We start from the raw sequence: 21,649 nt of genomic DNA, 5'->3' as shown, positions 1-21,649 counted from the left end.
GGTGCGGGTTCTGGTCACCGGCGGGGCCGGGTTCATCGGCTCGCACTACGTGCGCACCCTGCTCGCCGGCGGCTACCCGGCGTTCGCCGGTGCCGAGGTGGTGGTGCTGGACCTCTTGACCTACGCGGGCACCCGCACCAACCTGCCCGATCACCCGCGGCTGGAGTTCGTCCACGGCGACATCCGCGACCCCGAGGCGGTTGCTGCGGCGATGGCCGGGGTGGACGTCGTCGTGCACTTCGCGGCCGAGTCGCACGTCGACCGCTCGATCCGCGGCGCAGCCGACTTCGTCTCCACCAACGTCCTGGGCACCCAGGTGCTGCTGCAGGGCGCGCTGGACGCCCGCGTGTCGCGGTTCGTGCACGTCTCCACCGACGAGGTGTACGGCTCGATCGACGAGGGCTCCTGGACCGAGGACCGGCCGCTGGAGCCCAACTCCCCGTACTCGGCGTCGAAGGCGGGCTCGGACCTGCTCGCCCGCGCCTACCACCGCACGTACGGGCTGCCGGTGTGCATCACCCGCTGCTCGAACAACTACGGGCCGCACCAGTTCCCGGAGAAGGTCATCCCGCTGTTCGTCACCAACCTGCTCGACGGCAAGAAGGTGCCGCTCTACGGCGACGGGCTCAACGTGCGCGACTGGCTGCACGTCGACGACCACTGCCGCGGCATCCAGCTCGTCGCCGAGAAGGGCCGCGACGGTGAGGTCTACAACATCGGCGGCGGTACTGAGCTGACCAACCTCGAGCTGACGAGGCGGCTGCTCGCCGCGGTCGGGGCGGGGGAGGAGATGATCGAGCGGGTGCCCGACCGGCTCGGCCACGACCGTCGCTACAGCGTCGACTGGACGAAGATCCGCACGGAGCTGGGGTACGAGCCGCGACGCTCGTTCGACGAGGGGCTGGCGGAGACCGTGCGCTGGTACCGGGAGAACCGGGCCTGGTGGGAGCCGCTGAAGGCGCGGGCCTGAGTCAGGCCAGGTAGCGGGCCAGGCTCTCCCGCCAGTCCGGGCAGCGCACCCCCGCGGCCTCGGCTTTGTCCAGCGCCAGCACGCTGTTGAGGGGGCGGGCCGCCGCGCCCGGCTTGTCGGCGAAGTACGCAGCGGTGGTCGTGTCGGTGACGGTCAGGTCCGGCCGCACGATCGCGAACACCGCCCGCGCCACGTCCGCCCAGGACACCGGTTCACCGCCGCCGGTGACGTGGAACGTGCCCGTGGCGCCGAGGTCGAGCAGGTGCACGATCGCGTCGGCGAGGTCCTCGGCGAACGTGGGGCGGCCGATCTGGTCGGCCACCACCGTCGGCGCGATACCGCGCTCGGCCAGCCCGACCATCGTGCGCACGAAGTTGTGCCCGTCGCCGACGACCCAGGTCGGGCGCACGATGAGGTGCCGTTCCGCGGTGGCCACGGCGAGATCGCCCGCGGCCTTCGACGCCCCGTACACCGACAGCGGCGCCACCGGGTCGTCCTCCCGGTACGGCCGCGGCGAGCGGCCGTCGAAGACGTACTCCGTGGACAGGTGCACCAGCAGGCAGCCGTGCCGGTCCGCGAGCCGGGCGAGCTCGGCGGGGCCGGCCGCGTTCGCCTGCCAGGCCGCGCGCCGGCCGTCCGGGGTCTCGGCGGCGTCCACCGCGGTCCACGCGGCCGCGTTCACGATCACGTCGTAGCCGGAGACGTCGACACCGGCGAGGTCCGCGAGGTCCAGCTCGGCGCGGGTCGGGGTGGCCGCGTCCGGCCACCGCGCGGCGAGCGCTCGCCCGACCTGCCCGGTGGCGCCGATCAACAGCGTGCGGCTCACCGCTGCTGCCCCAGCAGCTCGGCCAGCCGCGGATGCGCGATGTCCTTGGCCGAGCGGATCGCCCGGTCGGGCCCGATCGGCCAGTCGATGCCCAGGTCCGGGTCGAACGCCTGGATCAGCGTGTACTGCGCGTCCGGGGACCAGTGGTCGTTGACGAGGTAGCTGTAGACGACGTCGGTGGTGAGCGTCTGGTACGAGTTGCCGCAGCCGCGCGGGATGTAGAGCGCCCGGCCCGGCTCCAGCTCGAACGTCGCGACCTTGCCGCGGTCCGGCCCTTCGCGCAGGTCGACGATCGCGGCGAAGACCCGCCCGTGCAGCACGGTCACGTACTTGTCCCACGGCTCGGCGTGGATCCCCCGGGTCACCCCGATCTCGCGGTTGTACGACACGTTCTGCTGGACGATCTCGAACTCGGGGAACCCCTGCTCGGCCAGTTTGGCGCGCTGGAAGCACTCGGCGAACCAGCCGCGCTCGTCCCCGTGCACGGCCAGCTCGATCTCCAGGAGGCCGGCGATCGACGTGGTGCCGGCACGCAGCGTGTCACCCACCCGATCAACCTCTCACAGCGTGCCGCCGAGTTCGTGCGCTGGTCGCGCCGGTACTCTGGTCCGGTGACGGACGAGGAACCGGACACCGCGTCTGCGGCCTACACGGAGCGGCTCGTGGGCCGTTCCGGTGCCGGATGGAAGCGGCTGCTGGACGTCCAGGCGCCCTATCGCCGCAACCTCCAGCGCCTGCTCGGTGACCGCCGCACCCTCGACGTCGGCTGCGGGATCGGCCGGCTGCTCAGGCACCGCGCCCCGGGCAGCGTCGGCGTGGACCACAACCCGCATTCGGTGGCGATGTGCCGCCGGGCGGGCCTCACCGCCTACACCGTCGAGGAGTTCCTCGCCCGGCCGCCCGCCGAGCCGCTGTTCGAGGCGATGCTGGCCGCGCACCTGGTGGAGCACCTGCCCCCAGGGGAGGCCGCCGGCGTGCTCAAGCCGTACCTGGCCTACCTGGCGCCGCGCGCGGTCGTGGTGCTGATCTGCCCGCAGGAGCGCGGGTTCGCCTCCGACCCGACCCACACCGTCTACTTCGACCAGGCTGCGCTCGCCGCGCTGGCGGAGGAGCTGGGCCTCGTCGTCGAGCGCCAGTACTCCTTCCCGCTGCCCCGCTTCGCCGGGCGCTTCTTCACGCACAACGAGTTCGTCACCGTCGCGAGGAATCCGTGACCACAGGAGAACTGCCTGCCGTGGCGCCCGCTGCGGACCGGCGAGTGGCGCTGCCCGGCACCGGCGAGCTGCTCATCGTGATGCCGGCGCTGAACGAGCAGGACAGCGTCGCCCGCGTGGTGCGCGAGGTGCGGGCCGCACAGCCGGACGCCGACGTCCTCGTGGTCGACGACGGCTCCACCGACGCCACGGCCGAGCGCGCGGCCGCGGCCGGCGCGCAGGTGATGCGGTTGCCGTTCAACCTCGGGGTCGGCGGGGCGATGCGCGCCGCGTACCGCTGGGCCCGGGACCGCGGCTACCGGCAGGTGATCCAGGTCGACGCCGACGGTCAGCACGACGCGGCCGAGCTGGAGACGCTGCTGGCCGTGCAGGCCGCCGATCCGTCGATCGACATCGTCATCGGGTCGCGGTTCGCCGGGAAGGGTGACTACCCGGTGCGCGGGCCGCGCCGCTGGGCGATGCGCATGCTGTCGGTCGCGCTGACGTCGATCGTCGGCACCGACGTCACGGACCCCACGTCGGGGTTCCGGCTGGTCAACCGGCGGGCCCTCGCCCTGTGGGCCGAGCACTACCCGGAGGAGTACCTCGGCGACACCGTGGAGGCGCTCGTCATGGCCCACCGCGCCGGGCTGACCATGCGCCAGGTTCCGGTGGTCATGCGCGTCCGCGAGACCGGCCGGGCGAGCACCAACCCGGTCCGCTCGGCCGTCTACCTGCTGCGCGTGATCGTCGCGATCGGGCTGGCGATGGTCCGGCGCCCACCCCGAGGTGGCGACTCGTGAAGGGCGTTCGCTGATGCCGACGACCCGCCTGACGATCATCTCGGTGATCGTGGCCGTCGCGGCGCTCGTGCTGGTGTTCGAGCTGCTGCGCCGCAGGCGGCTGCGCGAGAAGTACGCCGTCATCTGGGTGCTCATCTCGCTCGCGACGGTGGTGCTCGCGGCGTTCCCCACGCTGCTGCGCGACGCCGCGCACCTCGTCGGCATCCAGACCCCGTCCAACCTGCTGTTCTTCGGCTCGGTGCTGGTGCTGTTCGCGGTCTCGCTCCAGCTCTCCCGCGAGGTCGGGCTCCTGGAGGAGCAGTCGCGGCGGCTGGCCGAGGAGGTCGGCGCGCTGCACCTGCGCGTCGAGGAGCTGGAGAAGAAGCAGCAGGCCGCGGAGCGGGGGAGCGAGACTGGTCGACCGACCCCGGGGAGTGAGGCTCAGAGCAGCCGCCGCACCAGCGCCCAGTAGGCCCGGAAGCCGACGTTGGCGACCGCGGTGAGCGGGGCCGGGCCGATCGCCTGCGGATCCAGGTCCGGGGTGAGCCGCGCCATCCACTCCCGGTCGGGCACCGTCCGCTCGGCCTGCACCACCCTGCGGCGGGCGGCGATGTGCGCGCGGTTGCGCCACAGCCACACCCATCCGCGGACCTTCCCGCCGCCCCAGCCGGACGCGACCGCGTAGACCGTCAGCAGGACCTCGATCGTCACCAGCAGCGGAGCGAGGAGCACCAGTGCGCGCGCCGGCCACACCGTGGCCAAGAGCATCAGCCGGTTGCGCTCCAGCAGGTACATCTTGTTGGCGTTGCGGGAGAACTCGTAGTGGTGACGGGCGATCGCCGTCGGAACGCACCGCACGGCGAGCCCGGTGCGCCAGCAGCGCAGGGACAGCTCGGTGTCCTCGAGGTAGGCGAAGTACTCCTCGTCGAACCCGTCGAGCGCCTTCCACACCGACGCCGCCATCAGCACGCACGCGCCGCTGGCGCCGGTCACGTCGAACGGCTCGGTGCGGGTCTCCGGCCGGTTCATCTCGCCGGCCCAGGACAGCCCCACCAGGTGCACGGGGTTGCCCGCGCTGTTGATCAACTCGGGCCGCTCGGCGAGCCGGACGCTCGCCATCACCGGGCCGACGCCCGGCCGGGAGGCCTCCGCGGCGAGCAGGGCGAGCGCGTCCGGTTCCAGCACGCAGTCGGAGTTCACCAGCGCCACGAACTCGGTGTCGAGCTGGGCCGCTCCCAGGTTGCAGCCGCCGGCGAACCCCGTGTTGCGGCCGGGGCGCAGCACCGTCAGGCGGGGATCGTCCCGGGCGGCGTCGAGCGCGGCCTGCAGGTCCCCCGGGGTGCACGCGTTGTCGACGAGCACCAACCGCACGTCGACGTCACGGGAGGCCAGCACCGACCGCACGCAGTCGGCGAGGTAGGGCTCGTCGGCGTAGGCGAGCACGACAACCCCGACGCTGGGGCCGCTCATGACGTCTCGCGGGTTCGGCGCACGAGGGCAATCACTACCACCACGGCCGCGGCCCCGAGGAGCTGGCCCAGGGTGCCCGCGGCCAGCACCGGCGGGATCGCCAGCGCCAGCACGACGAGCACACCCAGCCCGATCGTCCACGCGATCGCGACCGCGGCGGGGCGGCGCTGCGCCACGAGCCGGGTCTGCCCGATCTGGGCGACCGCGCCGACACCGGTGGACGCGGCGAGCAGCGCCATGAGCCAGGCGGGCGGGGTGACGCTCGCGGCGAACACGAGGTGCGCCACGACCGGCACCACGGACACCGCCAGCAGCACCCAGACCGCGCCGCCCGCCGCGATCAGCAGCACCAGCCTGCGCGTCGTGCGGCGCAGGCCGGCGTGGTCGCCGGTGCTCGAGAGCTCGGTGAACGCGGGCAGCAGCAGCGCCTGCACCGACGGGAACAGCAGCACGGGTGCGCGCAGGATCACCGCCGCGGTGACGAACCCCGCGGCAGCCGCGGGATCGTCGGCGAGCCGGGACGTGACGATCACCGGCGCGATGTTCCACACACCCTGGCCGGCGAGCAGCAGCACCGCGGACCAGGCCACCGCACGCATCGACGTCGCGGCGCTGGGATCCGGGTCGCCCGGCGGGCCGGGCCGGTTCGCGGGCCGGGCCAGCACGACCGCGGCCAGCAGCGGGGTGAGGGCCAGGACCAGCACCCACGCGGTCGTCGCGGCCACACCGGCCAGCGCCAGCACGATCGCGGCGACGGCGCCCGAGCCCGCCTCGATCCAGAACGTGGCGGCGTAGAGGCCGTAGCGGCGGTGGCCGGCCAGCGGGCCGCGCAGCAGGTACGACGCCGCCATCGCGACCGCGCCGAGGGCGAGCAGCCCGAGCGCTGCCGGGAGCGAGCCCAGCTCGGAGCCGAACACGGGCCCGACGAGCGGGGCCGCCAGCACGATCAGCGCGGCCACGGCGGCCAGCAGCAGCCCGGTCTGGCGCAGGGCGGCGCGGCGCACCGCGGTGTCGTCGGCGCCGGTCGCGCGCGCGTGCGCGACCGCGCGAGTGGTCTCCAGCTCGACGGCGGCGAACACGCCGCGGCCCACCGTGTTGATCAGCAGGTAGTACGAAGTGAGGACGGCGAACCCGGCCGCGCCCACGTGCCGCGCGGCCAGCGCCAGCAGCAGGTAGTTCGCGCCGGCGAGGGCGAACTGGCTGCCCGCCACCTGGGCGGCCGAGCCACCCCGGCGCAGCAGGCCCGCCCGGTCGGTCACCGGCCAAGGTTAGGCCGTGCCCCGATCCGCCCGTGCTGCAGGTCGCTCCACCGGAAAGCGTCGAGAACGAGGTTGTGGTGATCGAAACGCCCTGTTGATCACCACAGGTTCGTTCTCGACGCGGCGAGCGTCAGCGCTCCTCCTCCGAGCCCAGCACCTCGCCGGGGGCGGGCGGGCCGACGATCTCGTACAGCTGCACGTCCGGGTTGGCGTAACGCAGTGCGAGCCACGGGGCGTCCGCGAGGTTCTCCAGCCCCGGTGCCCGGTACGCCCAGTCCCGCAGGAACCCCTCGTTCACCTGCACGAAGCGGATCCCGAGATCGGCGACGGCCTGCTGGACGGCGGGATCGTCGGGGTAGGCGTTGAACCGCTCGGCGAGCAGGGCGGCGGCCGGGCCGATGCGGTAGCCGTCGTAGTGCGCCGCCACGGGCCGGACACCGGTCAGCGCGTACATCCACACCGAGCCGTCGGCGCGGTCGTTGAGCACCCGCGTGCCCGGCGGCACGATCTCCGCCACCGCGTACATGCCCGCGATCTCCAGTGAGGACACCGCGGGGCCCTCGCCGGTGTTCGCGGTCATCCGCTCCTGGTCGCGGGAGACGTAGAGCCCGTCGGTGCCGACCACCGTCCCCAGGATCGCGGCCGCCGCGGTCGCGACGGCCACCGCCGACACCCGTCGGGGTCGGCCCTCGGCTGGACGCAGCCGCCCCAGCACCGCCTGCAGCCCGCGGGCGACCAGGCGCTGGACCTCCGCCACCCCGTTCCCCATGACCGCGCAGAACGCGAGCGCGGCCATCGCGATCAGCCGCCACCGGTCGTTCCACCACAGGCTGGTGATCTGCTTCGCCCACGGGTCCTCGTACGCCGCGGCGATCACGAACAGCGCGGCGAACACGATCCCGCTCGCCCCGATCCAGCGCAGCTCGCCGAGCCGGTGGTAGAAGACGACCCCCAGGGCGAGCAGCACGGTCAGCGCGATCTGCTCGGACTCGGCCGCGTGGCCGAACAGCAGCAGCTGCTCGATCGCCTCGCCGACGGTCAGGTCCGCGGGCCAGAAGACGGCGGCGAGGTTACCGGCGCTGCTGGCCGCCCCGCTCAGCTGCAGCACGCACACCCACGCGGCGACGATCCCGGCGGCCGTGAGCCGGCCGAACTCGCGCAGCAGCCCGCGCGGCCGCCCGCACCAGCGCTGCACGAACGCGGGCGCGGAGAACAGGATCGCGCTGATCAGCGTCGCCGGGTGCAGGCACAGCAGCCCCGTCATGCCCAGCACGAACGCCGCGCCGGTGCGCAGCACCTCGCGGCGGCCGACGGCGTCGAGCAGGTCCGTCGCCAGCACGACGAGCAGCGGGGTCAGCGCCACCCCGGTGGCGAACGGCAGCAGCGGACCGCGCCACAGCATGTCGTAGAACGACGTGACCGCCACCGACACCAGCGCCGTCGCTGCGGCGAGCATCGGGCGTCCGCCGAACCGGCGCACCAGCGCGACCAGGCCGAGGGCCAGCAGCCCCGGGATGAGCACCGTGTGGGCGTTGAGGACGGTCGGGATGGTCGCGCCGGTCAGCTCGTACACCACGGCGGCGACGAGGTGGTAGGCGTTCGGGTAGAAGACGGTGACGTCGTCCTCGTACCAGTTGGTGCGGGCCATCCCGTACAGCCCGCCGTCGCCGGTGTCGGCGATGTAGCGGATGCCGTTCGCGTGGAAGACCGCGTCCCAGTCCTGGGGGATCGCGCCGAGGAACCGGATCCCGCCGAGGATCACCACCACGCCGGTCACCGCGACCACCGCGACGACGAGGGTGACCCCCGCGTGGGCGAGCGGTGCCCACGCCGGCAGCCGGTCCGGCAGCACCACCCGGCCGTACCGGTGCCGCACGACCAGACCGACGACGGCGGCGAGCGCGTAGGCGAGGGCGAACGCGAACGTGGCCGTGCCGATCGTCCACCGCACGCCGGCGGTGGCGTAGACCGGGCCGGCGAAACCGGCGACCGCGTAGGTGACCAGCGGTGCCGTGGCGGCCAGGGTCCATCCGCGCACCCCGCAGCGCGCCGCGAGCAGCCCGCCGGGGACGAACAGCACCGCGAGGTAGACCAGGACGACGGCCAGGTCGGGCAGCCCGTTCGCCGGGAGGGCCACGATGCTCCCTTCGGCGTCCTGGTGGGTGCGGTGGCGGACGGACACCGTGTCGCGCCGTCGACGCCATGCTATCCACGCAGCGGACCGGGGCCGGGGGACCGGTCCGGGCGCGTCGCTACTCTGCTCGTGTGAGCGAGCTCGTCCGCTGATGGCCGTCCTCGACCAGGCGCCCGCCGCGGCGCCGCACCCGCCCGCACCGCTCCGGCGCCGGTGGCCGCGCGCCCTGGCCGCGGCCGTCGCCGTGGCGGTCCCGACGCTGCTCTTCGTCTGGCACGCGACCGCGTACGGGGCGTGGGAGATCGACGACGCCGGCATCACGTTCGCCTACGCCCGCTCGGTCGCCACCGGCCACGGCCCGGTGCTGCAGCCGGGCCAGCCGCCCGTGGAGGGGTTCTCGAACCCGGCCTGGCTGGCGCTGCTGGTGGTCGGGCGGTGGCTGGGGCTGTTCGACCACGGCACGTGGTTCGGCGTGCCCGACTACGTCGCCTATCCGAAGGCGCTGGCCACCGTGCTGGTGGCGGGCACGTTCGCCGCCTTCCACGCCGCCGCGGCCGTGCTGTCCCGCCGTCCCGCGCTGGTCACGATCCTCGCCGGGGGCATCACTGCGGCGATCCCGTCGTTCGTGATCTGGTGCGTCTCCGGGCTGGAGAACTCGCTGCTCGTGTTCGCGGTGGTCACGGCCGCCGCGGTGGCGGTGCGGGCGCACGCCCGCGGCGCGCTGGCCACCTGGCAGCCGGCCGTCGCCTGCGGTCTGCTCGCCGCCCTCGCCGCGCTGACCCGGCCCGAGGGTCCGATCTACGCCGCCCTGTACCCGATCGCGGCGCTGCTGCTCGCGCGGCCGGTGCGCGCGGCGCTCGGCTGCGCGCTGGTCTCGGTGGTGGCGTTCGCGGTGCCGGCCGGGGCGTACCTGGCCTATCGGCTCACCACGTTCGGTGAGTGGCTGCCGACCACCGCCGTCGCCAAGTCGCAGGGGCTGCCGACCGTCGAGGGGTTCGCGAAGGTCACCGAGCTCGTCGGGTACGCGGGCTGGCTGGGCGTGCTGGTCGGGGTCGTGCTGGTCGGTGCCGCGCTGGCCGGCCCGGCCCGCGACGGCCTGGTGATCCTGCTCGTGCCGCTCGGGCTGGGGCTCGTGGCGTACGGGGTGCTGGTGCCCGACTGGATGGGCCAGCACCGGTTCGCCTCTCCGGTGTGGGCGCTCGGCGCGGTCGTCGTCGCGCTGGCCGCGGTGGAGGTCGTCGAGCGGCTGGGGTGGCGCGGCCGGATCGCCGCCGGGACGGTGGGTGCGGCGGCGCTGGTGCTGTCCGGAGCCGGGTGGATCGCCGCCGGGCGGGAGTTCCGGGCCGAGCCGGTCGCCCCGATGTGCCTGATCGTGGTCAACTCCGGGTACGAGTTCAACGCCTACCTGCAGGCGCTCGGCCGCACCGAGGGCACCCTGTTCGCTCCCGAGCTGGGCGGCACTGCCCTGGTGGGCACCGCGATCGTCACCGACGGCGGCGGCCTCGCCGAGCCGGTCATGGCGCGGTACTGGCGGACAAAGGACACCGCGGGTGTGCGCGACTACGTCCTGGAGCAGGTCAGGCCCACGTTCCTCAAGGCGCACGGCGAGTTCCGCCCGTTCATGGGCTTCGACGACGATCCGCGGTTCCAAGCCGACTACGTCGAGATCGGGCCCACACCCAACAACGGCGCCAACTGGGTGCGCCGCGACGCGCTCACCGATCCGGGGGCGCTCGACCGGCTGCGCGCCGTCGCCGCCGAGGCGCTGGCCGCCGACGCCGCGCAGCGGGCGACCCCGCGGGCGTCGTGCGGCGACGTGCTGACGCCGGGCTCGACGGGTCCGATCAGATCCCGATGACGCTCAGGTACCGATGACGCTCAGACACCGATGACGCGGTCTTCGAGGATCGGCATGTCCAGGTCGGCGAGGATCGCCGCGCGGTACTCGCGCGGCACCAGCGCGACCGCGTCGGAGCTGGACGCGAGGATCGTCAGCACCGCCGACGCGGGCTGTCTGCGGTAGGCCTTCTCGTCGATCGCCGAGGCCACGTCGTTCGCCTCGGCGGTCCACGTGCCGGTCAGCGCGAGGTACCACTGGGCCATGAGGATCGGGTCCGGCGACCGGTCGGTGCGGGCGTCGACGTAGAACCCGTTGGCCGGGACGCGCCCGGTGCGCTGCAGCTCCGCGACGCGATCGGCCAGGTCGGCCACTGACGGGGTGACGACCAGGGTGGTCTGCTGCGCGGCGTACGCGGTCGCACCCGGCGCGGACGCGACCAGCCCGCGCGGGCCGAAGCCGAGCAGGGTGAAGCCGAACACCTGGGTGAGGCTCACCGCCAGGACGAGGCTCGCCGCGCCGGTCCGCAGCGCCGTGCCGGCCGACCGCGGACGCACCGGCAGGCGGGCCAGCGCGTACGCGATCGGGACGACGAGCAGCACGAGCGTCACGATCTCGACGCCCAGCATGAACTTGTAGCCGTAGTAGCTCAGCCGGTAGTTGGCGTCGATCTGCGCGACGGCGAGCCCGATCGTCACCGCGATCCCGCAGACCGGCACCAGTGCGAGGCCGCGCAGCCGCTGCTGCACCGTGCGGGTCCGGTGCCGGACGAGCAGGCACGCCGCCAGCAGGCCGAGCGCGCCGACGACGTACAGGCCGAGGTTCACCGGGGGCACGCCGCCGGAGGGGATCGTCAGCGGATCGCTCTCCCGCACCCGCCCGAGGATGACGAGCACGCGCCATGCGCAGAGCGCCGTCACGACCGCCACGACGGCCGTCACGATCGCGGCGCTGCGCGACCACCGCCACCGGCGGCGCGGCGGCAGCAGCACCAGCGCGGCCGCGGGCACGGCGAGCGCGAGCATCAGGACCCAGGTGAAGGCGACCCCGACGACCGCCCCGCCGATGGCGAGGACCGACCAGGGATCCAGCGCCCGCGGCGCGGGCAGCGCGACGAGCGCGGCGGCGATGCACAGCGCGCAAGCCAGCGTGAAGTTGCCGATGGCGCCCTGGATCGCGGTGGCGGCCGGGCCGACGTAGAAGATCGTCGTCACGTACGCGGCGACCGGCAGGGCCACCGCGGGCCGCGTCCGCAGCGGGGCGAGCACGCACAGGCCGGCGACCACGATCACCGCGGTCAGCACGACCATCAGCGCCGCGGCCTGCGAGTAGGCCAGCAGCTCTGCCTGCAGGTCGCCGGGCCGGGCGCCGTGCTGCAGCTCCATGATCGACACCAGCAGCGCGTGGAAGCCCTGCGGGTAGCTCTCGAACTGCCAGCGGAACCCGCCGCCCGGCTCGGGCAGCGCGTCCACGGTCGCGCCGTGGTGGCGGATCATCGACACCATCGCGTAGTGGGCCGAGTGGTCCCACGCGCTGAACAGCAGGCCCAGCGACTGCGCTGCGGTCTTCGCACGCAGCCACGGCGCCAGCTGCAGCAGACCCACGACGACGGTGATCGGGATCAATGCGTCGACCAGCCGCATCCGCGGCACCAGCTGCTGCACCCGCACCCACGGGCGATCGCTCCACCCGACCCATGCGGCGAGCGCACCGGCCAGCACGACCAGAGCGATCGTGACGCGGCCGACTCCCGGGACCGGCGGGCCGAGCCAGAGCAGCGGCACCCAGCCGAGCACCGCGCAGCCGGCGATCAGCACCCGCCGGCTCAGCTCGCGCGATGTGGGGACCGCGAGCACGAGCAGCACCGCGACCCCGAGGCCCACTCCGCCCTCGAGCAGGCCGCTGAGCCGGCCGGCCAGCACGACCCCCCCGGCCACCGCCGCGTACACGAGGCTCGTGACGAGCCGGCGGCGCGAGTCCGCGCTCAGCCGCTCCCACCCGACGACCGGGAGTGCAGGCGATGACGCTGTCATGGGACGTGCACCGATCTCCCTCGGGGACAGCGACGAGCCTCGCGCACCGGTCTGGGCCACCCGGACTCTATTGGATCGCGCCCGGCTCCTCCGTCGCCGGATCGCGGCTGTCCGGAGCTTCTGCAACACCTGGCCCGGATGATGCAAGGATCGGGTGCATGACGCTCCCGCTGAGCCCCGACGAGCTGCTCACCACCACCCGCTCCGTCCGCAAGCGCCTCGATCTCGACCGCCCGGTCCCGCTGGAGCTGGTCGAGGAGGCGCTCACGATCGCCCTGCAGGCCCCGACCGGCAGCAACTCGCAGAACTGGCAGTGGCTGGTGATCACCGATCCCGACCTGCGCGCGCAGATCGGCGAGTACTACCGCAAGTCGTTCCAGGCCTACCGCGCCGCCGGCGGGCCGAAGCGGCACCTCGAGAACGCCAGCCCGGAGCGGGTGGCCACGCAGGAGCGGGTGACCAGCTCCGCTGATCACCTCGCCGAGGTGATGGGCCGGGTGCCGGTGCACGTGCTGGCCTGTATCCACGTCGGCGACGAGCTGCCGCCCGGCAACCAGGCGGGGCTGTGGGGATCGCTGCTGCCGGCGGCCTGGAGCTACCAGCTGGCGGCGCGGGCCCGTGGGCTCGGCAGCGCGTGGACGACGCTGCACCTGCGGTACGAGAAGGAGATCGCGGAGCTGCTCGGCATCCCGCCGCAGTACCGGCAGGGGGTCCTGCTGCCGACCGCCTACTACACGGGGGAGACGTTCAAGCCCGCCCCGCGCGAACCGCTCGCAACCGTCCTGCACCACGACAGGTGGTGACATGCATGTAATTCGGGTGGCTTTCGCCATCTGACACGTCGCTCACGGTGACGGATCTACCTGATCCGGTGGCGGCCGTTCCGGCTGCGGAGCCACCTGGACGGCCCAGTGCTCCATCGACGGTAGGTGACGTACCGCGGCATCCCGGTATTGCCGCTGCGCTACCCACATCGTGGCCCCCGGGACCCTCGTTCCCCGAACCGTGACGACGAGCAAGCCCAACCCCACAGCAGTCGGCGATGCCTCGGGCGCTGGTGAGCTGCGGGGCCTGACGGGCCTGCGGATCGTCGCCGCGGCGTGGGTGGTGCTGTTCCACTTCCACTTCACGTCGGTGCCTGGGGTCGCCGAGGTGGTCGGCGTACTGGGGCCGCTGATCACCTCCGGCGCCCTCGGCGTTGATCTCTTCTTCGTCCTCTCCGGGTTCGTCATCGCGCACACCTACCTCGACCGGCTCGGCCCGCGCCTGCGCGCCGCGGACACCGCCCGGTTCGTGTGGGCCCGCGCGTGCCGCATCTGGCCGGCCTACGCGCTGGTCTTCAACCTGTTCGGCATCTGGCTGGTCGCGCGGCTGGTGTTCGGCAGCGACGGCGACATCGCCTTCCAGGCGGTGCAGCCCGAGGTGAACCTCGGCGAGTGGCTCGCCCAGATGTTCATGGTCCAGCTGTGGGACCAGCCGTTCTTCGACGGCGCGTCCTGGGTGGGCGCGACGTGGTCGATCAGCGCGGAGTGGCTGGCCTACCTGCTGTTCCCGGTCGCGGCGCTGGTGTTCTTCCGGCTGCGCCGGCTGCCCGCCGCCGTGCTGATGCTCGGCGCCCTCGTCCTGATGGCGCCGATGACCTGGGCGTACCTGTCGACGGGCAACCCGTACTTCCCGTGGAGCTGGCTGGTGCGCATCCTGTGCGGCTTCGGCGCCGGGGTACTCACCCACCTCGCGGTGCGCCGGCTGCGCGGCGGATCCGCGGTGAACCGGTACGCGTCGGCCGTGGCGGCGGTGGTCCCGGTGCTGATCGTGCTCGGCCTGCTGATCGGTGACGAGTTCGGTGAGGGCCGCGGCGGCGCCGTCATCGCGCTGTTCCCGCTGCTGGTCGGGGCGCTGGCGCTGGCCGACCGCGGCCCGGCCGTGGTGCTGTCGTCGAACTGGGCGGTGTACGGCGGCCGGGTCTCCTACGCCCTCTACCTCGTGCACATCCCGATGTTCGAGGTCTACTGGCTCGCCCAGGCGTACGTGCCGGCACTCGTCGTGGACACCCTCACCGCGAACCTGATCGCGGCGCTCGTCGTGGTTGCCCCACTGCCGGTCGCTGCCGCGCTCTACCGGTTCGTGGAGGAACCTGCACGGCGTCAACTCGTCCGAGTCGCCCGCCCTGTGCCGGACCGGACAACTCCAGTGGCGCTGCCCGAGGCACCGATCGCCGCTCAGGTCCCGGCCGCTCGGCCGGCCGCCGAGGACGTCCCGGTCGCCGTCCCGACCCAGGCCCTGGATCCGGTGGAGCGCATCAAGGCCCGGCGGGCGGCGGCGCGGCACGCCGCCACCCCGCACCGGCAGGCCACCCTCGCCGCGGCCTTGGTCAAGGCGCAGCGGCGGCGGCCCGCGCACCGCGCGCAGCTCGCCGACGAGTTCGACCGGGCCGCGTTCATCCGCGCCCGCTACCTCCAGGCCGGCAACTAGGCCCTGGCCGAGAGACTTCCCCGGGTGGCGCGTCCCCCCGCCTGCCACCCGGGGAGGGCTGCCGGATCGTCAGATCGGCAGCCTGCGGAAGATCGGGCGCGGCACGTGCCGCAGGGCGCTCATGATGAACCGGGCCGGCGCCGGCGCCCACACCAGCTCCTTGCGCTTGCGCACCGCGTCGACGACGACGGCGGCCACCGCCTCCGGGGTGGTGGCCATCGGGGCGGGCGTGAGCCCGGCGGTCATCTTCGACTTCACGAACCACGGCCGCACCACCGCGACGTGCACGCCGTAGGGGCGCAGCGCCTCGGTCAGCCCCGAGTAGAAGGCGTCGAAGCCGGCCTTGGTGGAGCCGTAGACGAAGTTGGAGCGGCGGGCCCGTTCTCCGGCCACCGAGGAGAGCGCCACCAGCGAGCCGTGGCCCTGCTGCTTGAACTTCTCCGCGAGCGCCACCCCGACCGAGACGGCCGCCGTGTAGTTGACCTGGGCCAGCTCGACGGCCGTGTCGATCTGCGTCCACGCCTGCTCGTTGTCGCCGAGCAGGCCGAACGCCACCACTGCCACGTCGATGTCGCCGCCCGCGAACGCCTTCGCGATCACGTCGGCGTGGGTGTCCAGGGCGAGCGCGTCGAACGGCAGCGCCTCCACGGCGCAGCCGCGCGCCTCCAGCTTCGCCTTCGCGGCGTCCAGGCGCTCGGACGGGCGCGCGGCCAGCACCACGCGCAGCGGCCGGTCGGAGGCGAACGCCTCGACGATCGCGAGGCCGATCTCCGAGGTGCCGCCCAGCACGAGGATGCTCTGCGGGTTCCCGACTGCGTCGATCATCGGTCGATCACCGCTCTCCGCCCGAGGGATCGGTCACGTGTTCAGCTCCAGCCTGCGTGCCATGTCGGATGTGAAGACGCCGTGCGGGTCGGTGGCGGCGCGGACCTTGCGCCACTCCTCGAACCGCGGGTAGCCGGCCCGGATCGTCTCCGCGCTGGCCCGCGACTCCTTCGCCAGGTACAGCCGGCCGCCCGCGGCGAGCACCAGCTCGTCGAGCTCGTTGCAGAACCGGTTGAGGCCGCGCATGGCCGCCGGGAAGTCGACGGTGATCGTCCAGCCCGGCATCGGGAACGACAGCGGCGCCGGACCGGCCGCGCCGAACCGCTTGAACACGTTCAGCCCGGACGTGTACGGCGAGTGCGCGATCTTCTCCACGATCCGCCGGATCGTGGCCTCCTCACCCATCGGCACCACGAACTGGTACTGCAGGAAGCCGTGCGAGCCGTAGACGCGGTTCCACTCCCCGACCACGTCGAGGGTCTGGTAGAAGCTCGTGATGTTCTCGATGTGGCCGCGGCGGCGCTTCGGCGCCTTCCGGTACCACAGCTCGCTGAACGCGCGCAGGGTGACGCGGTTGGCCAGCCCGTTCGGGAAGATGTCCGGCACGGTCAGCAGCTGCGGCGCGTCGAACTTCAGCGGGTCGCGGCGCAGCTTCGGCGGCAGCTGGTCACGGGTGGCGAGCGAACCGCGGGTGAGCACGGCCCGGCCCAGCTGGCGCCCCGTCGTCGTGGTGTCGAACCAGGCCGCGGAGTAGCCGTAGCGGTCGTCGGAGCCGTCGGTGAGCAGCTCCAGCAGCTCGTCCAGGTCGTTGGTGCGGTCGGTGTCGACCACGAAGTACGCCGACTCCGTCGGGTGCAGGGCGATCGTGGCGCGGGTGATGACGCCGGTGAGGCCCATGCCGCCGACCGTCGCCCAGAACAGGGCCGGATCGGGCCCGTCCGGGGTGAGGGTCTGCACCCGGCCGTCGGCGGTGACCAGCTCCAGCGAGCGCACGTGCCGGGAGAAGCTGCCCTTGGTGTGGTGGTTCTTGCCGTGCACGTCCGCGGCGATCGCGCCGCCGATCGTCACCTGCCGGGTGCCCGGCAGAACCGGCACCCACAGTCCGTGGGGCAGCGCGGCGCGCATCAGCGCATCGAGGCTGACTCCCGCGTCGAGGTCGACCAGCCCGGTGTCCGAGTCGATCGAGTGGATGCGCGCCAGCTGCGTCATGTCCAAGACGGTGCCGCCGGCGTTCTGCGCGGGATCGCCGTAGGAGCGGCCCAGGCCGCGGGCGATGATGCCGCGCGGACCCGCCGCGGAGACCGTCGCCACGACCTCCTCGACGGACCGCGGCGTGACGACCGTGGCGTACGTCGGCGCGGTGCGGCCCCAGCCGCGGAGCCGGACCGGTTGAGAGGAAGCCATCGGCGCCAATCTACCGCTGCGCCGGTTTCACTATCCTGGGCCCGTGGGCAGCCCGGAACCGTCGAAGCCACCGGGGATCCGCATCTCCGACGCCGACCGCGAACGCGCTGCCCAGCGCCTGCACAAGGCGCTCTCAGAGGGCCGGATCACCCTCGCCGAGCTGGAGGAACGGCTCGAGGCCGTCTACGCGGCGCGCTACGAGGCCGACCTCGTCCCGCCCCTCGCGGACCTGCCGGTCGAGGACACCGTCGTCGCCCCCTACTCGTCGGTCCCGGTCACCCCGGCCGGGCCACCGGTCGTGCTGCGCTCGGGGATGTCGACGATCAAGCGCACCGGCCGCTGGCAGGTGCCGGCCCGGCTGCGGGTGCAGAGCGGCATGGGATCGGCGGTGCTCGACTTCAGCGAGGCCGTCATCGGCCACCCCGTCGTGGAGATCGAGCTGGCGCTCGGCGCCGGGTCGGCGCGGATCCTGGTGCCGGAGGGCGCCACCGCCGACGTCACCGGCGTGGTCGCCACCATGGGATCGGTCACCAGCAAGGTCTCGGAGATCCGCACGCCGGACAGCGGCCCGCACTTCGTGGTGCACGGGACGCTGGGGATGGGTTCGCTGAAGGTGCGCCGGCCCTACCGGTTCGGCAACAAGCGGTTCTGACCAAGGCGCGTGGCGGCGTTCCAGGACGCTGTGGCCCTGCTGCAACACGCACCGTCCCCACCGCAGCCGCCGGGACCGCCGGCCGATACTCTGATCCGGTGACCGCGACCGCCGAGCAGAGCGCCGAGCCGGCCCCGATGGGCCTCGTCGCGCAGCTGGCTCGCTTCGTCGCCATCGGTGCGTTCTGCGCGCTCGTCGACTTCGGGATCTACGGCGGGCTGCTCGCGTTGACCGGCCAGCACGTCGGCGGCGGTGTCGACGCGGGGGCCTGGCACCACGTGGCCAAGGGCATCAGCTTCATCTGCGGTACCACCACCGCGTACCTGCTGAACAAGCGCTTCACGTTCCGCGCCGCGGGCGGCAGCGGGCGGTTCGCGGGGTTCGTCGCGCTCTACGCCACCACGTTCGCGCTGAACGTCGGCATGAACGCGCTCATGCTGGCGGTCCTGCCGCAGATGCCGTTCCGCCTCACCGCCGCCTGGATCGTCGCGCAGGGTACGGCCACGCTGGTCAACTTCGTCATGCTGCGCACGGTGGTGTTCCGGGAGCCCCGCGCCTGACGCGGCTCAGCGCCGGGTGAACTGCTCCCGCCTGCCCTGCCGGGTCAGCCGCAGCCACTCCACGAACTCGCCGGGCCGTTTCTTGGTGACCAGGTAGTACCAGGCGAACCGGGGCACATCGAGCAGCCCGACGGCGCGCATCCCCGGCTGCGCGACGAGGTAGCCGCGGTTGCGGAACTGGTAGTAGCGCTTCGTCTCGTCGTCGGGGTCGAAGGCGTGCAGCCGCCCGCCGAGCATCGGCTTGTGGTCGACGTCACCGTGCGGGTGCAGGTAGGCGGCGCGCAGCGCGGTACCGAACGGTAGTCCGGAGCGGACCAGCCGCCGGTGCATCTCCACCTCGTCGCCGCGCACGAACAACCGCAGGTCCGGCACCCCCACGACGTCGAGCGCCGACGCGCTGAACAGGGCGCCGTTGAACAGTGCGGCGATGCCGGGCAGCAGCTCCGGGTCCGCGCCCGGATCGGCGATCAGCGCCGACCGCGACCGGTGCCAGGTGAGGCCGCGCCGCACCGCGAACGCGAGCCGGTCGGGCTCGGCGAGATCGGCGACCATCGGCGAGACGGCGGCCAGCCCGCGCCGCTGCGCCAGCTCCACCAGCGTGGCCAGCACGGTCTCGTCCTCGGGGCGCCCGTCGTCGTCGCCGAGCCACACCCAGGAGGCGCCCAGCGCGAGCGCGTGCAGCATGCCGAGCGCGAACCCGCCGGCCCCACCGAGGTTGTGCCACGACGGCAGGTACGTCGCGGGTAGCCCGCAGGCCTCGACGACCCTGCGGGCCGGACGATCGGGCCCGTTGTCGACGACGACGAGGTGCGCGACCGGGTGGGTCTGCCCGGCGATCGCGGCGAGCGAGTCGACGAGCTGCTCGGGCCGGTGCCGGGTGACGACGACGGCGACGACGGACCCGGGTGGGAGCGGCGCGATCTCGCCCGCCGCCTGGTGATCGGCCGGCACGCGCGGTCAGCGCCCCATCTCCGCGAGCACGTCGCGACCCTTGTAGTGGTGCAGCACCTCGCGCAGCGGACCGATCTCGCGGATCGTTCCGTGCTCCATCCAGATCGCAGTGGTGCACAGGTCGGCGAGGAACTCGTCGGAGTGCGAGGCGAACACGAGCATGCCGGAGCGCTCGACGAGCTCGAACAGCCGCTTGCGGGCCTTGTTCAGGAACTCGGCGTCGACCGCACCGATGCCTTCGTCGAGCAGCAGGATCTCCGGGTCGATGCTGGTGACGACGCCGAGCGCGAGCCGCACCCGCATACCGGTGGAGTAGGTGCGCAGCGGCATCGACAGGTAGTCGCCGAGCTCGGTGAACTCCGCGATGTCGTCGATCCGCTTCTCCATCTGCTTGCGGGTCATGCCGAGGAACAGGCCGCGGATGAGGATGTTCTCCAGGCCGGAGATCTCCGGGTCCATGCCCACGGCGAGGTCGAAGATCGGCGCGACCTTGCCGACGACGGAGGCGCGGCCGCGGGTCGGCTCGTAGATGCCGGACATCAGCCGCAGCAGCGTGGTCTTGCCGGCGCCGTTGTGGCCGACGAGCGCCACCCGGTCGCCTTGGCGCAGGTGCAGGTTGATGTCGCGCAGCGCCTGGATGACCGGCACCTTGGACTCGGTGCCGATGAACCCGCCTGCGCGGCCGAGGACGGCCTTCTTCAACGAGCGGGACTTCGCGTCGAAGATCGGGAAGTCGACCGCGGCGTCTTGGATGTCGATCCTGACCATGTGCTGCCTCAGACCCAGTACGCGACTCGGGAACGGTAGTTGCGCAGCGCCACCAGTGCGGTGAGGCAGCCGACGACGGTGATCACCCCGACGACCACCCAGTGGTGCCAGGCGATCGGCTGCCCCAGCATCGGCTGCCGCATGATCTCGACGAAGTGCAGCACGGGGTTGATCTCGGCGATGCGCGCGCGCTCCGCCACGGCCGGCATGCTCAGCAGCCGGTCGTACTGCCACACGATCGGGGTCATGAAGAACAGCAGCTGGGTGAGGCTCGCGATGATCGGCGGGATGTCCCGGAACCGGGTGGCGAGGATGCCCGACACGATCGCGATCCACGCCCCGTTGATCATCAGCAGCGCGAACGCCGGGATCGCCAGCAGCAGCGTCCACCCGATCGGCTGCGGGAAGATGATCACCAGGACCAACCACACGATGAGGTTGTGCAGGAAGAACAGCGTCTGCCGCCACACCAGCCGGTAGACGTGCAGGGACAGCGGGGCGGGGAGGAACCGGATCAGCCCCTCGTTGGCGATGAAGACCTCGCTGCCCTCGATGATGCTGCCCTGGACGAAGTTCCAGATCAGCAGGCCGGTCGCGACGTACGGCAGGAACGTCGCCAGGTCCTCGCCGAACAGCGCACCGTAGAGGATCCCCATGGCCACGGCGATGACCGCCATGCTGATGGAGATCCACAGGGGGCCGAGCACCGAGCGCCGGTAGCGCTGCTTGATGTCCTGCCAGCCGAGGTAGCCCCACAGGGCCCGCTGCTTCCAGCCCCGTCCGAGGTCGTCGAACGCCTTTCGCCACGAGCGCGGACCCGGGTCGTCGACGAGTTCGACCTGGCGAGGTTCCCGGTCGTCGTCCGTCACCGCGTGAGCCACTGTGCGAGAGTACGGGAGCCCGAACGTCTGCCTTCTGCCCGGTCCCCGGCCTACAGGTACTGGCCGGTGCCGCGGCCCGAGCCGTGGTCGCTGCCCTGCTGCATCCCCGCCGGCAGCCCGCGGCGCATCTGCTCCAGCTGGGCCCGCGCGGCCATCTGCTGGGCGAACAGCGCCGTCTGGATGCCGTGGAACAACCCCTCGAGCCAGCCGACGAGCTGCGCCTGCGCGATCCGCAGCTCTGCGTCGGAGGGCGTCGCATCGTCGGTGAACGGCAGCGACAGCCGGTGCAGCTCCTCGCGCAGCTCGGGGGCGAGACCCTCCTCGAGCTCCTTGATGGAGTTCTCGTGGATCTCCTTGAGCCGCGCCCGCGAGGCCTCGTCCAGGGGAGCGGCGCGCACCTCCTCGAGCAACTGCTTGATCATGGTGCCGATCCGCATGACCTTCGCGGGTTGCTCCACCATCGCACCGACCCCCTGCTCACCCTCGTCGCCCTCCTTGGGCAGCGACGCCATTCCGACCGGGCGGCCGTCGGGTCCGACGACCATGACCTGGTGGTCGTTGTCGTTCTCTGCAGGCTGGCTCATGTCTCCACCGTATCGCCAGGGGGGGTTCGCGGTGGCCTCCGGCGCAGG

Annotated in this window: 21 protein-coding genes; 9 read left to right on the top strand and 12 right to left on the bottom strand. The window is 72.8% G+C overall.

Annotated features, from left to right (window positions below; translation table 11 throughout):
• Position 1: 1 nt before the first annotated feature.
• A complete protein-coding gene (gene rfbB / locus BUE41_RS10585) occupies positions 2–970 on the top strand; it encodes a dTDP-glucose 4,6-dehydratase (RefSeq protein ID WP_073456838.1) in 969 nt (322 codons plus the stop codon).
• Position 971: 1 nt separating this feature from the next.
• On the opposite strand, the gene rfbD is transcribed toward rfbB, so the two are convergent.
• Together rfbD and BUE41_RS31815 are read right to left on the bottom strand one after the other, a co-directional pair.
• Positions 972–1,796: a dTDP-4-dehydrorhamnose reductase gene (gene rfbD, locus BUE41_RS31820; protein WP_234997149.1), complete on the bottom strand. Its 825-nt coding sequence runs from the start codon at positions 1,794–1,796 to the stop codon at positions 972–974.
• On the bottom strand, positions 1,793–2,344 hold the full coding sequence (locus BUE41_RS31815; RefSeq protein ID WP_234997147.1) for a dTDP-4-dehydrorhamnose 3,5-epimerase family protein: 552 nt from the start codon (positions 2,342–2,344) through the stop codon (positions 1,793–1,795). Before BUE41_RS31815 ends, rfbD begins: the two co-directional genes overlap by 4 nt.
• Before the next feature lie 63 nt (positions 2,345–2,407).
• Between BUE41_RS31815 and BUE41_RS30725 the strand changes: the two genes are divergently transcribed.
• From BUE41_RS30725 to BUE41_RS10565, 3 genes are all read left to right on the top strand, one after another.
• The gene (locus BUE41_RS30725) at positions 2,408–3,010 is read left to right on the top strand and encodes a class I SAM-dependent methyltransferase (RefSeq protein ID WP_159444889.1); all 603 of its coding nucleotides are present in this window, start codon (positions 2,408–2,410) and stop codon (positions 3,008–3,010) included.
• Positions 3,011–3,090: 80 nt separating this feature from the next.
• The gene (locus tag BUE41_RS10570) at positions 3,091–3,792 is read left to right on the top strand and encodes a glycosyltransferase family 2 protein (RefSeq protein ID WP_073456880.1); all 702 of its coding nucleotides are present in this window, start codon (positions 3,091–3,093) and stop codon (positions 3,790–3,792) included.
• A 13-nt stretch (positions 3,793–3,805) separates the two neighbouring features.
• Positions 3,806–4,243: a DUF2304 domain-containing protein gene (locus BUE41_RS10565; RefSeq protein WP_073456836.1), complete on the top strand. Its 438-nt coding sequence runs from the start codon at positions 3,806–3,808 to the stop codon at positions 4,241–4,243.
• On the opposite strand, the gene BUE41_RS10560 is transcribed toward BUE41_RS10565, so the two are convergent.
• The 3 genes from BUE41_RS10560 to BUE41_RS10550 all read right to left on the bottom strand — a co-directional run bounded on the left by BUE41_RS10560 (position 4,213) and on the right by BUE41_RS10550 (position 8,637).
• On the bottom strand, positions 4,213–5,241 hold the full coding sequence (locus BUE41_RS10560) for a glycosyltransferase family 2 protein (RefSeq protein ID WP_073456835.1): 1,029 nt from the start codon (positions 5,239–5,241) through the stop codon (positions 4,213–4,215). The two genes, BUE41_RS10565 and BUE41_RS10560, sit on opposite strands and share 31 nt — an antisense overlap.
• Entirely contained in the window at positions 5,238–6,500 is a 1,263-nt protein-coding gene (locus BUE41_RS10555) for a polysaccharide biosynthesis protein (RefSeq protein WP_073456834.1), read from the bottom strand. Before BUE41_RS10555 ends, BUE41_RS10560 begins: the two co-directional genes overlap by 4 nt.
• Positions 6,501–6,630: 130 nt before the next feature.
• On the bottom strand, positions 6,631–8,637 hold the full coding sequence (locus BUE41_RS10550; RefSeq protein WP_143172079.1) for a DUF6541 family protein: 2,007 nt from the start codon (positions 8,635–8,637) through the stop codon (positions 6,631–6,633).
• Between the two features lie 148 nt (positions 8,638–8,785).
• Here BUE41_RS10550 and BUE41_RS10545 point away from each other — a divergent pair, with 148 nt between their 5' ends.
• A complete protein-coding gene (locus BUE41_RS10545; RefSeq protein ID WP_073456833.1) occupies positions 8,786–10,492 on the top strand; it encodes a hypothetical protein in 1,707 nt (568 codons plus the stop codon).
• A 20-nt stretch (positions 10,493–10,512) separates the two neighbouring features.
• On the opposite strand, the gene BUE41_RS10540 is transcribed toward BUE41_RS10545, so the two are convergent.
• Positions 10,513–12,504: a hypothetical protein gene (locus tag BUE41_RS10540; RefSeq protein WP_143172078.1), complete on the bottom strand. Its 1,992-nt coding sequence runs from the start codon at positions 12,502–12,504 to the stop codon at positions 10,513–10,515.
• Positions 12,505–12,662: 158 nt separating this feature from the next.
• Between BUE41_RS10540 and BUE41_RS10535 the strand changes: the two genes are divergently transcribed.
• Both BUE41_RS10535 and BUE41_RS10530 read left to right on the top strand, forming a co-directional pair.
• Positions 12,663–13,307, top strand: a complete 645-nt coding sequence (locus BUE41_RS10535; RefSeq protein WP_073456831.1) for a nitroreductase family protein — start codon at positions 12,663–12,665, stop codon at positions 13,305–13,307.
• 202 nt (positions 13,308–13,509) lie between these two features.
• Positions 13,510–14,976: an acyltransferase family protein gene (locus BUE41_RS10530; protein ID WP_073456830.1), complete on the top strand. Its 1,467-nt coding sequence runs from the start codon at positions 13,510–13,512 to the stop codon at positions 14,974–14,976.
• Positions 14,977–15,045: 69 nt separating this feature from the next.
• Here BUE41_RS10530 and BUE41_RS10525 read toward each other — a convergent pair whose 3' ends face one another.
• Together BUE41_RS10525 and BUE41_RS10520 are read right to left on the bottom strand one after the other, a co-directional pair.
• The gene (locus tag BUE41_RS10525; protein WP_073456829.1) at positions 15,046–15,801 is read right to left on the bottom strand and encodes a decaprenylphospho-beta-D-erythro-pentofuranosid-2-ulose 2-reductase; all 756 of its coding nucleotides are present in this window, start codon (positions 15,799–15,801) and stop codon (positions 15,046–15,048) included.
• A gap of 33 nt (positions 15,802–15,834) precedes the next feature.
• On the bottom strand, positions 15,835–17,205 hold the full coding sequence (locus BUE41_RS10520) for a decaprenylphosphoryl-beta-D-ribose oxidase (RefSeq protein WP_073456828.1): 1,371 nt from the start codon (positions 17,203–17,205) through the stop codon (positions 15,835–15,837).
• Positions 17,206–17,248: 43 nt separating this feature from the next.
• Between BUE41_RS10520 and BUE41_RS10515 the strand changes: the two genes are divergently transcribed.
• Both BUE41_RS10515 and BUE41_RS10510 read left to right on the top strand, forming a co-directional pair.
• Positions 17,249–17,857 carry a DUF1707 SHOCT-like domain-containing protein gene (locus tag BUE41_RS10515; RefSeq protein WP_073456827.1) on the top strand — a complete coding sequence of 203 codons (609 nt, stop codon included), beginning with the start codon at positions 17,249–17,251 and terminating at the stop codon, positions 17,855–17,857.
• A 137-nt stretch (positions 17,858–17,994) separates the two neighbouring features.
• Positions 17,995–18,417 (top strand): GtrA family protein, encoded by a 423-nt coding sequence (locus BUE41_RS10510; protein ID WP_073456878.1) that lies wholly within the window; start codon positions 17,995–17,997, stop codon positions 18,415–18,417.
• Between the two features lie 6 nt (positions 18,418–18,423).
• On the opposite strand, the gene glfT1 is transcribed toward BUE41_RS10510, so the two are convergent.
• The 4 genes from glfT1 to BUE41_RS10490 all read right to left on the bottom strand — a co-directional run bounded on the left by glfT1 (position 18,424) and on the right by BUE41_RS10490 (position 21,601).
• Positions 18,424–19,368 carry a galactofuranosyltransferase GlfT1 gene (glfT1, locus tag BUE41_RS10505; protein ID WP_281690711.1) on the bottom strand — a complete coding sequence of 315 codons (945 nt, stop codon included), beginning with the start codon at positions 19,366–19,368 and terminating at the stop codon, positions 18,424–18,426.
• A gap of 6 nt (positions 19,369–19,374) precedes the next feature.
• On the bottom strand, positions 19,375–20,136 hold the full coding sequence (gene wzt / locus BUE41_RS10500; protein ID WP_073456826.1) for a galactan export ABC transporter ATP-binding subunit Wzt/RfbE: 762 nt from the start codon (positions 20,134–20,136) through the stop codon (positions 19,375–19,377).
• Positions 20,137–20,144: 8 nt separating this feature from the next.
• Complete coding sequence (gene wzm / locus BUE41_RS10495) at positions 20,145–21,005, bottom strand: galactan export ABC transporter permease subunit Wzm/RfbD (RefSeq protein WP_143172077.1); 861 nt, start codon at positions 21,003–21,005, stop codon at positions 20,145–20,147.
• Between the two features lie 62 nt (positions 21,006–21,067).
• Positions 21,068–21,601, bottom strand: a complete 534-nt coding sequence (locus BUE41_RS10490) for a bacterial proteasome activator family protein (RefSeq protein WP_073456824.1) — start codon at positions 21,599–21,601, stop codon at positions 21,068–21,070.
• Positions 21,602–21,649: the final 48 nt, after the last annotated feature.

The organism is Pseudonocardia thermophila (genome assembly GCF_900142365.1).
Classification (GTDB): domain Bacteria; phylum Actinomycetota; class Actinomycetes; order Mycobacteriales; family Pseudonocardiaceae; genus Pseudonocardia; species Pseudonocardia thermophila.
This window is presented reverse-complemented; position numbering and strand designations above follow the sequence as displayed.